Genomic DNA, 11,711 nt, shown 5'->3' with positions numbered 1-11,711 from the left:
TCAGTATTTCAAGGTGTTTCTAGACTGCATTTGCAACGTATTGCACTCGCGAGTTTTAGTTCACTTTGTTTTTGCCATTTAAAGTGTGGCGCACTTGGTAGTCTATTTTTAAAAGTGACCTTCTTTAATCAATGATGGATTTTCTGTCCATTTCAAACTGTAACCGAAATACAGAGCGTCTACCAATTCCGCCACAAACCGAAACTCGGTTTGGTAGGACTCGAACCTACATATTGAATCTATTGCTATAACCGCTTTAGCTACTTCCCGTTAGAGAAGACAGGATTCGAACCTGTGTACATAGATGGTGGTTATTATTTACCAAATAACCCGTTGGTATCAAGTCAAGTTGAATATAAAAACCTCATACCAATTGGTAAGGATTTATACAATAGTGCTATACCGAAACACTTAACAAGACTTGCTTGATGTGGAAGCAGTAGGGCTCGAACCTACACGCTTAAAAAGACCTGATTTACAGTCGGGCGAGCCAACCAATTGCTCAATGCTTCCTAATAATTTTAAAGAACTTTTATGAAGCTCTGCCAGATGCCTCGTTCTGGCAGAGCACTACTTTAAAGTCTGATTCCAAAAAGACTTCTTATTAATTACTCTGCAAATATTTTATATCATTGCGCAATGTTTTTGCGTAGTAAAATATTTTTTAAATTTTATTGCGTTCATACATTTTATCTCTACTATCTATTACGCCTAAGGGACTTCCTTTGAAGGTTAAAATGTTTGTAAACCCATTATTTTCAGTGATTAAAGAGTCTTGTTCTTTTACAGCTCCAATAGCTTTGTTTCCATAATCTCCAGTGAGTTTATTTGTTGCTGGGTCAACGTCTCCCCAAAGTTTATCTGGTTTTCCGTTGTCTATGGGTTCTATAAAATAGGTTATACCTGTAATTTTTGAACTTACTATAAAGCGTCCTGTTTTGTCTGTTCCTGTTAGGAATCGTTTTAGTAATTCTTGTCGTTTCATAATTCTAATTTTTTAATTGTGAATGCCTGCCTGCGCAGAAATGACAATCATTTGTTTTTCTTTTTTTTCTTCTTTTTGTTTTCAGACTTTTTAGTCTTTTTCGGTTTCATTTTGTTTTTGATTCTTTTAATTTCAGAATCGATGAAACTTGTAAAGCTGTTATTGTACACGTGCTTTTTTGCGAGCTTTAAAGCTTTTAATGCTTTCTTATATTTTTGAAGAATCTCATAAAGTTGCCCTTGAAATAAGTAAACTTCGCCTTTGTTTAGTCCTTTTACGGTTAAAGCAAAGTCAATTAATTTTTGAGCTTCTTGGTAATCTTCATTCCACATTAACACCAGAATGTATTTTGAATACACCTTGTGAAAATCTAGTTTATTAGCCAAAGCTTCTGCATAATACTGCTTGGCTTTTTCGTAATCACCAAATTGTTCGGCTTGTAAACGACCCATTAAATACAAAGCATAAGCATTATCGGCTTCGTAGGATAAGGCGTAGTTTAGATTTTCTACAGTTTCTTCTAGTTCGTATGGATAAGCATCTATAGCTTTTAGTACGTAATTGTTTAATAAATTAGTGTCCATGGTTTTAATTATTTAATTGATTACGCAATTCGTTTATTAGCGCGTATCGTTGTTTTTTAAAATCTTTTACAACTACATTTCTTTTAAAATCGGAACCTTTAAAAACCTGCACAGGATTTCCTCTTTCTATTGATAAGTGGTTTTTCCATTGGTTTTTTATACCAGATTTTAAGGCGTCTAATTGTAGTTCTGTTACTTTTTCTTGCAAGCGTGTTTTTGCTATTTTTCTGTTTTGATGTTGAGAGCGACTATCCATAACCAGCACTTGTGTTTTGGTTGGTTGATGAATGGCTCTAATAGCAGAACTCACTTTGTTTACATGTTGTCCGCCTGGTCCAGAACTTTTAGTGGCTTGATAGGTAATATCTTTTTCAAGAATTTCAAATTGTTCGCTTTTGCTTACTTCGTACAAACCAACAAACCAGTTTTTGCGTTTGTGATTTGGTCTAAATTTTGAAATGCCTATCCATTGAATGGTGCCTATCCATTGACTTAAAAATACATTTAGACTTTTGCCTTTGAGCTGAATTGTCACAGATTGCAACGTCATGTTTTCAATGCCTTTTTCGCGTTGTAATATTTTGTAATCAATGCCATTGTCTTTTACAGCTTCTAAAAATTGTTTTAGAATCTGAGCGACAACCCAACAGCATTCTGCTGGACCTCGACCAGAGGTTATTTGTATTATTTTAGTTTTTGTTAATGGTTTTCCCATGATATAGTTTCGTTGATGACATCATTAAGAGCGTATTTTTTGAGCTCATTGAGATGTCTTTTTGTTTTTAATTTTTCTTGTTTGTAATTGGTTAAATTCCAATCGTCTTTCCAAGGATAAAAAGCTTCTTTAATGTTGTAATATCCCTTTCTCAATAGTTGCGAATCAATAAATTCATCTTCACTAATAAGGTTTGGGTCAATACGTTTTCGGTGTGTGATATAAGCTCTAGAATATTTAATTTTATAGGCTCCTTTTGGGATGCGTATATAAAATCTAATTCTTAACTTTTTGTTTTCGTTTCTAAACTGAAACGAAGTACACATGCATTGTGCCTTATATCTTAGCTTATTAAATTGCTTTTTACTAATTGTTGGAAACCCTTTGTATATAAGGTGTTTTGACGTTTGATTTAGCCATTTGTTTTCAGCTTCTTCTTTTGTTCTTCCCCAATAATACCTTTCAATTTTGTTATAAAGTTCTAGAATCGCTGCCTTGTTTTTATAGCGCTCTACTTTTTCTGTTATAACAATTTCTTTATACCAACCGTGACGAATAGGTTCTTTTAGTTTTATATAACCTAGGTCTCGCTGAAGTTTCCAAATTTCACGTTGACGTTTTAATAACCGACGGACTTCTTTTTCCTTTTGCCCTTTTATATGCTTTGGTCTCATTAGACATATTTACAATTGTTTTGTCTATTTTAATGATTCCAATTAATTACTCCCAATTAGGAATCTGTGCCTATGTGAATTGTGTATGTTTCATTTAAAATTTGTTTTAATGTGCGACTTCTCGATTGCTCTCGAAGTGACAGAATAATATTTTTGTAATAACTGTTTGTGGAAATGTGTTTAGCAGGTTTGCTAATGACTGAAAACAAAAAATCCGAAACAGTTTTTAATTGGCTTCGGATTTTTCATTTATAAATTTGAAAAGTTTATCTAACGATAATCACGAAGCATCACAAAAGGCGGTATTCCTTCTGGACAGTTTTGATATGTTATAAATAAACTCATAGTTTCTAATTTTTAATTCAACGTGTGTTTTGGTTGAAATGCGATGCAAATATTTAGCTTTTTTTTCGACTTTACAAAATTTAATTTTTCAGTTTCAGAAAATTCATGCCCTTAATACGAAGTATTAACTTTTTTTGAAAAAAGCAAATAATTTTTGTTTTATAGTTGGTTTTCTAGTTTTTGGCAGCGTTTTTATGTAGTTGATTGCTTGATTTTTGTCAAGTAAATCTAAGAACAAAACTTCTTTTTTGTCGTCAATAGATTTGCAGTTTTTTAAGTTTTCTAAGACGGTTTTTGCGTAAGTAATTGTTCTAGAATTTATGTCCTTCAGTGAACCTTTTGTGAAATTTGTGTAGTCAAAACCATTGAATGAGTAATATAAACTATAAAATTTTTCATATACCGTTGATTCCAATTCAAAATTAAAATCTTCAATAATGTTAAAGACATATTTTTCTGTATTTTTTGGTGTGTTTGAGTTCACTATTTTTCTGCAATTCACTTCAATTTTCATAGCAACTAAGTGCTTTTCATCAAATAGAGTTGAAGCAATATTTTTAAGTTCTTTTAGCGCAGTCTCTTTTCTGTAATTGATAGTTATAACTTCAAATATTAGTGAGTTTTCTTTTAAATTTTCATTTAATAAATCTGATTGATATAACCATGTTTCAAATTCTTTAATGCTAATATCATTAACTAATACTTCGAATATTTTCAGCTTTAAAGTTTCCATTTTATTAATTTTAAACAAATGTCTTTAGATGTTGCGCAATCTTTTTGCGCAGTGCTTTTTTTATTTTAAATTAGACAAGGCGCTATAATAAAATATAAGTTGTTTTACTCAGGCATTAAAGTTGTGGTGTAATTAGTGATTTAAGTTTTAAACCCTCTCAATTATATGAAATACATTCTATGTTTTTGTCTTCTATTTTTATGTAGTTTTCAATGTGTAAATGCACAATTAAAAGCATCAGATAAAGAAAAATTATCAGAACTTTTAACGGAAAAAATTAATGTATTAAGAAAGGCAAAAGGGAAACATCCACTTAAAAGACATCCTGATTTAGCCAAAGCAGCACAACTACATACGGATTATATGGTTAGTCGTAATTCGCTTAATCATGTGGAGTATAATACTGATTTTCCCAATCCAAAAGAGCGCGTTTTTCATTTCAATAAGTCATTTACTAATATTGGTGAGAACATTCTGTATACAAGACCTAAAAAACTACCATTAAATAAATCTGAATTAGAACGATTGGCTTACGAGATGTTTAAGTCTTGGCGTAATTCGCCAGGTCATTATGCCAATATGATTTCGGATTCATTTTACTATGCCGATTTTGGATTTGGCTATCATACAACTACTAAACGTGTTTTTGCGACACATGTTTTTGGTAAAAAAGGTTATATAATTGATGGTCAACTTTCTGATAATGCATTTGCTGTTCAGAGCACTGATGCTACTTGCGACGACCTTGTAGGAAATAAAAGTAATATTATAATAAACATTGGTAATGGATTAACAATTATTAATAATGAAGTGATAATGGGTTATCATAGTGTTGAAAATCTTCATGAAATTATTGAAAATAAAAATGATGGTTTCGCTATAGATTTAATAGATAGAAATCAATTAATGTGTGGCCAAGAAAATAGACTAGATGCTTCCGATATTTACGAAGGTGTAATGTTAAAACCTGTTTATAGAGATGAGTTATTTGCGAATAACACAGCAGAAAACCCAAAAAGGATAATTGTATCTCTAGGAGAAATTCCGGAACATCTTAGAGGTAAAACACTCAGTGCAAACATTATTTTAATTAAAGACGGAAAAAAATGTAGTTACAACGTTCCTTGTCATATACCAAGCAAAAGGTATGAGTTAAGAGATATTAAACCAGAGATTTACACACCTAAAGTTGCTTTAAAAACGAAGGGTGTAAATGGCATCTATGAAGTGAGTTTTGATTTTAAAAGCGGAAAAATCATTCCGGTTACAAATCCAATGCTTGAGATTGAACCTGAGCAGATTCATTCAATAGACATAAAGAGTTATACCTCTGTAGATGGTAATTCAAAAACGAACAACATGCTTCACAGTAAACGTGCGGATTATATAAAGAATTATTTAAAAGGTAAACTAAATATTAAACCTGAAGCCTTTAAGATTGATGCCAAGGAAAATTGGGAATTATGCTATTACCAAACCGAATTATTGGGATTAGAAAATACTTTAGGTAACCATAAACCTAAAATAAAACAATATTTAGCTGATAATAAAAATGAATTCTGGAAAGAAGCACTCAGCTTACAACGACGTTCTAAAGCAATTATTTACCTCAATGGAAATTGGAAAATAGACGACCCATTAGTGCTACATTATAACTTAGTAGATGCCATATTAAATGAAAACTATGATTTAGTAAATAAAGTATTGGCAGAGATGTATTTAAAAGAGGAAAGCAATCTTTTTCTAAATGAAGAATTTGTATTAGATAATTTATTTGATGAACCAGAATTGGTGCAAAATGTATCAGCATTACTATTAAAGAACGTATACTTTTATTCCTTAGATAATATTGTGTTTTTTGTTAGAAATTGGTTGTCTAAACCTGAGTTATTATCTGAAGCTGCTCAAAAAAATCTACTTAACCTTTACTCAATAACTTCAAGACGATTACTAAGTGATTGGGATACTAATTTAGATGACTTTTCTAAAGTTATGCATCCTGAAAAGGTAGAACCTTTATTTGAAAGTTATAAAAATGAAGATAAAGTAAATCCTTTGTTTTTAAACTACCATATGGCGAGTATTCAGTATTATGCTCAAATAAACTTTAGTTCTAAAATTGAAGAATCTTTCAAGTTCATTACAGATTATTTTAGAAGTCAAGTGCAAAATATTGAAGATGAAACAGACTTAAGTTTGTTCTTCAATAGATGGAGTATGTATCATTTAACTATTAATAATCTTGCAGAAAGATTTGACAATAACAAATTAGACGAAAGCTCAGCTTTTGTATTTGTAAAAACATTTGTTGCTTATCAAAATGACTCTGATGAAAGCTTGTTAGTAAGGGTTCATAAACGAGCCATTAAATTTAATAAAGAAAGATGGTGCAAATGGATAGATAAAGATTTTCAGAATTTAAGAAAAGATGGAGTTAAAAATCTGTATTGTAATACATGTAATCAATAATTATGGCAGTAAATAAAAACGCATTAATAAGATATAAAACCATTGATAAATGTCTTCAGAATCATTTTAGACAATGGACACTTAATGATTTAATAGAAGCCGTTTCTGATGCGCTTTACGAATACGAAGGCAAAGACATTGATGTTAGCAAACGTACTGTGCAATTAGATTTGCAAATGATGCGTAGCGACAAATTAGGTTACAATGCCCCAATTGTAGTTTACGACCGAAAGTTTTACAAATACGAGGATGCCGATTATAGCATTACCAATAGTCCAATATCAAACCAAGATTTAACGAAATTATCAGAGGCTGTTTCGTTTTTAAAACAGTTTCAAGGATTTTCGCATTTTTCGGAATTAGGTAGTATGGTTCAAAAATTAGAAGACCATGTTTATACACAAAAAACGCATGAGAAATCGTTAATAGATTTTGAAAAGAACGATAATTTAAAAGGCTTAGAATTTTTAGATGAGCTGTACCAATTTATATTAAAGAAAGAAACGATAGAAATAACCTATCAGTCTTTTAAAGCTAGAAAAGAGAACACTTTTTTATTTCATGCCTATCTTCTAAAAGAATTTAGAAACCGATGGTTTTTAATTGGTCAACGAAAGAAAAATGAAGGCATTATGAATTTGGCTTTAGATAGAATTATTGCCATTAAAAAAAGTGATAAGCCCTATGTAATTGACCACAGTTTTGATGTTGAAAAATATTATAACAACGCTATTGGTGTTTCTGTGAGTCCAAATTTACAACCAGAAAACGTTCTACTTTATGTAAACCATAAACAAGCACCATATGTGTTGACTAAGCCATTTCATCACTCGCAAAAAGAAGTGAGTAGAGATTATTATGGTGTGACTATTTCTTTAGATGTACAGTTAAATTTTGAATTAGAAAAAGAGATTTTAGGTTTAGGCGAAGGCATAAAAGTTATTGCACCAGAGCGTTTAAAACGAAACATTAAAGAACGTTTATATGATGCTATTGATGCTTATGAAACTGAAATTAATGATAAAAGCCTAAGAACAATTGCAAAACGATTAGAACACAAAGGTTTCGGAATATTAAACCATGTGTACACTAAACGCGATATTAGAAAATTAAAAACTAGGTTTGATACTTATTTTAGAGCACACAACGAGCAAACATTTGGTATGCGAAAAGTATTAAATAAGATGCCAGAACTGAAAGAAATTTTATTCAACAAGAATTTTAAAAAACTGATAAAATCAATAGATAAAAATGCTTTTTTAACTAAGGCCATTTATTTTGATAAATCGCCAAAAGATAATTGGTACGTCACTTGGCATCAAGATGTGCCTATCAATGTATTAGAAAAAATAGAAACAGAAGGGTTTACGTCTTGGACAAACAAAAAAGGTGTGATTAGCGTTCGTCCTCCAGAAGCGATTTCTAAAAACACGTTTTCTATGCGTATACATTTAGACGATACTACTGTAAAAAATGGGGCGCTGAAAGTGATTCCTGGTTCTCATAACAAGCAGTTGAGTACTGAAGACATTAAATTAATTAGCACTAATTCTATTCCTTTTGTCAGTGAAGTTGCTTCTGGTGGTGTTCAGTTATTAAAACCATTAGTACTGCATGCTTCATCGGAAACAACAGTGCAAAAAAGAAGACGCGTTTTGCATTTAGAATTTTCATCTATAGAATTACCAAATGGTTTGAGTTACGCTGAGCGAGAAGATTTATTTGGCAATTGAAATGTAAATTTCGTTACCTGATTCTATTTGCAGAGAATGTTCAATAAAAATAGATGCCGACTTATATTCAGCTTCAATTAGCCAATTACTACCATTAAAATAAGCCGTTTTTACTACTGCTTTTAAATCGGATTGTGCTACAATTTTAATTTGATTGGCATATACAATACCAAAAGGCTCAATGACATTAAATTCCCCAAAAAACGAGGCTATTAAAGGTGTTTTTGGATTATTGTAAATATGTTGTGGTGTGTCTTTTTCTATAATTTTAGAATCGTGAATAACGAGTAATTGGTCTGCAAAACCTAGTACATCATTTTTATCGTGTGTGGCAACCAAGCAAGCAATATTATTGTTTTTTAAGTATTTAAAAACACTACGTCTAAGCGATTGTTTTTTAAAATTATCAATATGGCTAAACGGTTCGTCTAGTAGAAGAATTTCGGGTTGTTTGGCTAAAGCTCTCGCTATAGCTACACGCTGTTTTTGTCCACCACTTAGTAATTTTACTTTGGTGTTGGCAAAAGCTTCAAGTTCTACAACTTTTATAAGTTCTTTTGTACGTTTTTGTTTTTCTTCAGGATAAAAACGAGAGAGGTATTTACCTATATTTTCTTCAACCGTAATGAAAGGCATAAGGTCGAATTCTTGAGTCACGTATTTCATAAAATCGTAACCAATAACCAAATTGTGTTTTGGACCTAAGATTTCTTCATCTTTCCAAAAAATATGACCTTGTTTTAAATCGTATTCGCCATAAATTAGTTTGAGAAGTGTACTTTTTCCTGAGCCACTTTCGCCAATTATGGCAAGATTTTCTCCAGCTTCAACTTTAAAGTCAACCGCTTTTAAAATCTTAGTTTTAGAATATCCAAAAGTGACATTTTTTACTTGAAGCATAATGCAAAGATATGTCTTTCAAAAAATTTATTTGCATAAAAAAACCGCTTGATTTCTCAAACGGTTTCTTTTAATATTTAAAATATGAAGGTTTATTTCTTTATAAACTTTCGTTTCATAATTTTTCCGTTAGATTCTAATCTTAGAAAGTAAACTCCACTTGTTAAATTTGAAACATCAACTAAGTTTGAATTCAATTTTAGGTTAAGAACACGTTTACCATTAATATCAAAAACTGTTGCTATTTTATTGGTAATATCTGCAGTAGTTTCAATATTTAATTCGTCTTCTACGGGATTAGGATATATGGTAAGATCTGTTAGTGTTTCGTCAATAACACTTAGTGCAGAACCTTCAGTAATGTTATGTGTTGTATTTATTGCCGGATTTTCAATAAAATCTACATTACCAGATGGCCAATATATTGTAATACTATTAATAGCTGTATTAGTTCCTATTCCGAAATGCGCAGTTAATGAGCTCATAAACTCAAAACCTTCTCCACTTCTTACATCTCTAATTTGAGTACCTAAAGCGGTTTCAATTTCAATTCTAGCGCCAATACCATTAATATTACTCATTGTACCAATGGTGTTTATTTTAACCCAATTGTTGGCGTTGGTGTTATTAATAAAAATATTTCCGTTTCTAAATACATCTAAAAAACCATCATTATTGGTATCACCAATAGCTCCACTTGAAGGCATGTTTTCAGAATAATTTGTAAACGTAAAATCGCCATTATTAAATAAAATGTCGCCATTAGATAAGACATCTACAAATCCATCATTATCAAAATCTGCCGGTGCATTCTCAATTCCCATTTGTGCATCTAAGACGCCAGAACCAGATGTAACATCAGTAAATGTACCGTCGCCATTGTTTCGCATTAATTTTGAATTTCCATTAGTAGAACTACTCGCTCCTACAAATACATCCATATCGCCATCATTATCAAAATCTGCCCAAGCAGAAGACCATGTTTGTACATTATCTCCTAGATTAGAAGAATTATTATGTCCATCTGTTGGATAATTAGAGTCGTACCAACCTGTATCTGCTACATTAACAAAAATACCATTACCATCATTTCGCCATAACTCATTTGTACTAATAGTTGTAGAGCCACCTCTGCATTTTGCGATAAACATATCCATATCTCTATCGTTATCAAAATCTATCCATACTGTTCCGTAGTTTCCTCCACCAGGTGTTAATCCTAAGCCATTTGGTACTACACCAGGACTTCTACCTTGGTAAAAACTTAGATTACCAGACCCATCATTTATATAATAAACGTTAGCATCTACATCATGACAAACAAAGGCATCTAAGTGACCATCGTTATTAATGTCTACAAAATTAGAACGCTGAGAAAACACATAATCAGCGCCTGATATTTCAGAATAACCAGTACCAGTACTGTTGGCTTTCATAAAAGTTACACCAGATCCTCCGCCATAAACGAGATCATTAAAGCCATTACGGTCAAAATCACCAGCCGCTAAGCTCCAATTAGGCGCATTATCTGCCATAGTGGTAGCAATATTTACAACATTAAATCCACCTGAGGATAATTGATAGTGTATGTTAATATTACTTGAACTAACTGATACAACATCGTCTAAAAAGTCGCCATTTAAATCGACTAATGCAATATCGTAAGATCCTGTTGTATTTATTGAGTTTGCTGTAAATATTACAGGAAAACCAGATGTGTCTACACCAGTTGTGAAATTTTGACATTCCCATCCACTAAAACCTTCCACATTACAATCGGCTCTTACACAAACTATGTAATCGGTTTCAGGTAATAAATTTGTAATAGTATAAAGGCTTGAAGCCGTTGGTACTCCAGAAGATGGAAGTGGCTCTGACGCAAGATATACTGCTACTTCCCAATTGGTTTCAGTATCTCCTGCTATCCAATTTGCATCAGCCGATGTTGCAGTTACATTATTAATGGTCAATGAATTTATACTCGGACATGCAGGTGGTACACTAGAAATAATATTTACAGAATTAACACAAAATCCCCAACCAAAGGATGTATTGTCATTGTAAAATATTCGATATTTAAATCCAGATAATTGAGTGCTAGAAAAATTAGAAATATCTAATTCATCACTGATATAAGACGATGGCGTGCCGTTGCAAAAATTAACAGTACTAGGTGAGTTTTCAGATAATTGACTTCCCCAATTAACCCATTCACTAGAGTCAGTATCCCAATATTGAAGATGTAAAGTTTCTGCCTGATAAATATTTAGCACATATTGAAACGAAACAAATAATTCTGTTTCGTTAGCTGTAAAAGCGGCATTTAAATTAATTACTGGAGACTCTACAGCAACATTATTTACGGATGAACCACCAGCAAGATTATCATCAAAAGAAAAAGATTCACTTGTTCCTGTGGGATCTTCATAAAGGTAATTAGCATCATAAGTACCAGATAACGTCCATTGACTGTTTGGCCAATCTGCGGATTGTTGTATTTGCTGCGCAAAGCCAATAGTAGAAAATAAGACTAAAAGAATTGCGAATAGTAATGGTTTTTTCATATCAGTGTT

At 31.8% G+C, this 11,711-nt stretch carries 9 protein-coding genes and 1 tRNA gene; 2 read left to right on the top strand and 8 right to left on the bottom strand.

All coding sequences use genetic code 11. From position 1 onward, the window contains the following. Positions 1-431: 431 nt before the first annotated feature. The 6 genes from ACJBCC_RS03790 to ACJBCC_RS03765 all read right to left on the bottom strand — a co-directional run bounded on the left by ACJBCC_RS03790 (position 432) and on the right by ACJBCC_RS03765 (position 4,036). Positions 432-513: transfer RNA gene (locus tag ACJBCC_RS03790), tRNA-Tyr, on the bottom strand. A 151-nt stretch (positions 514-664) separates the two neighbouring features. Next, a complete protein-coding gene (locus ACJBCC_RS03785) occupies positions 665-985 on the bottom strand; it encodes a hypothetical protein (RefSeq protein ID WP_407556432.1) in 321 nt (106 codons plus the stop codon). 47 nt (positions 986-1,032) lie between these two features. After that, entirely contained in the window at positions 1,033-1,569 is a 537-nt protein-coding gene (locus ACJBCC_RS03780) for a tetratricopeptide repeat protein (protein ID WP_407556431.1), read from the bottom strand. A 4-nt stretch (positions 1,570-1,573) separates the two neighbouring features. Beyond that, positions 1,574-2,284 carry a peptide chain release factor H gene (gene prfH, locus ACJBCC_RS03775; RefSeq protein WP_407556430.1) on the bottom strand — a complete coding sequence of 237 codons (711 nt, stop codon included), beginning with the start codon at positions 2,282-2,284 and terminating at the stop codon, positions 1,574-1,576. Further along, complete coding sequence (locus ACJBCC_RS03770) at positions 2,269-2,958, bottom strand: hypothetical protein (RefSeq protein WP_407556429.1); 690 nt, start codon at positions 2,956-2,958, stop codon at positions 2,269-2,271. Before ACJBCC_RS03770 ends, prfH begins: the two co-directional genes overlap by 16 nt. Before the next feature lie 469 nt (positions 2,959-3,427). Next, positions 3,428-4,036: a hypothetical protein gene (locus tag ACJBCC_RS03765; protein WP_407556428.1), complete on the bottom strand. Its 609-nt coding sequence runs from the start codon at positions 4,034-4,036 to the stop codon at positions 3,428-3,430. Between the two features lie 165 nt (positions 4,037-4,201). Between ACJBCC_RS03765 and ACJBCC_RS03760 the strand changes: the two genes are divergently transcribed. Together ACJBCC_RS03760 and ACJBCC_RS03755 are read left to right on the top strand one after the other, a co-directional pair. Further along, positions 4,202-6,505, top strand: coding sequence for a CAP domain-containing protein (locus ACJBCC_RS03760; RefSeq protein ID WP_407556427.1), 2,304 nt, complete (start codon positions 4,202-4,204; stop codon positions 6,503-6,505). A gap of 2 nt (positions 6,506-6,507) precedes the next feature. Continuing rightward, the gene (locus ACJBCC_RS03755) at positions 6,508-8,238 is read left to right on the top strand and encodes a WYL domain-containing protein (RefSeq protein ID WP_407556426.1); all 1,731 of its coding nucleotides are present in this window, start codon (positions 6,508-6,510) and stop codon (positions 8,236-8,238) included. Here the strand turns inward: ACJBCC_RS03755 and ACJBCC_RS03750 are convergent. Next, positions 8,224-9,138 (bottom strand): ABC transporter ATP-binding protein, encoded by a 915-nt coding sequence (locus ACJBCC_RS03750; protein ID WP_407556425.1) that lies wholly within the window; start codon positions 9,136-9,138, stop codon positions 8,224-8,226. The two genes, ACJBCC_RS03755 and ACJBCC_RS03750, sit on opposite strands and share 15 nt — an antisense overlap. 92 nt (positions 9,139-9,230) lie before the next feature. After that, entirely contained in the window at positions 9,231-11,702 is a 2,472-nt protein-coding gene (locus tag ACJBCC_RS03745) for an FG-GAP-like repeat-containing protein (RefSeq protein WP_407556424.1), read from the bottom strand. Positions 11,703-11,711: the final 9 nt, after the last annotated feature.

Origin of the sequence: Winogradskyella sp. 4-2091, from assembly GCF_045765065.1 — a bacterium.
GTDB lineage: Bacteria > Bacteroidota > Bacteroidia > Flavobacteriales > Flavobacteriaceae > Winogradskyella.
This window is presented reverse-complemented; position numbering and strand designations above follow the sequence as displayed.

What these genes read in the sequence shown, in the direction of transcription:
- ACJBCC_RS03785 (WP_407556432.1), bottom strand. Translation starts at nt 985, where the DNA reads ATGAAACGACAAGAATTACTAAAACGATTCCTAACAGGAACAGACAAA.
- ACJBCC_RS03780 (WP_407556431.1), bottom strand. Translation starts at nt 1,569, where the DNA reads ATGGACACTAATTTATTAAACAATTACGTACTAAAAGCTATAGATGCT.
- prfH (WP_407556430.1), bottom strand. Translation starts at nt 2,284, where the DNA reads ATGGGAAAACCATTAACAAAAACTAAAATAATACAAATAACCTCTGGT.
- ACJBCC_RS03770 (WP_407556429.1), bottom strand. Translation starts at nt 2,958, where the DNA reads ATGAGACCAAAGCATATAAAAGGGCAAAAGGAAAAAGAAGTCCGTCGG.
- ACJBCC_RS03765 (WP_407556428.1), bottom strand. Translation starts at nt 4,036, where the DNA reads ATGGAAACTTTAAAGCTGAAAATATTCGAAGTATTAGTTAATGATATT.
- ACJBCC_RS03760 (WP_407556427.1), top strand. Translation starts at nt 4,202, where the DNA reads ATGAAATACATTCTATGTTTTTGTCTTCTATTTTTATGTAGTTTTCAA.
- ACJBCC_RS03755 (WP_407556426.1), top strand. Translation starts at nt 6,508, where the DNA reads ATGGCAGTAAATAAAAACGCATTAATAAGATATAAAACCATTGATAAA.
- ACJBCC_RS03750 (WP_407556425.1), bottom strand. Translation starts at nt 9,138, where the DNA reads ATGCTTCAAGTAAAAAATGTCACTTTTGGATATTCTAAAACTAAGATT.
- ACJBCC_RS03745 (WP_407556424.1), bottom strand. Translation starts at nt 11,702, where the DNA reads ATGAAAAAACCATTACTATTCGCAATTCTTTTAGTCTTATTTTCTACT.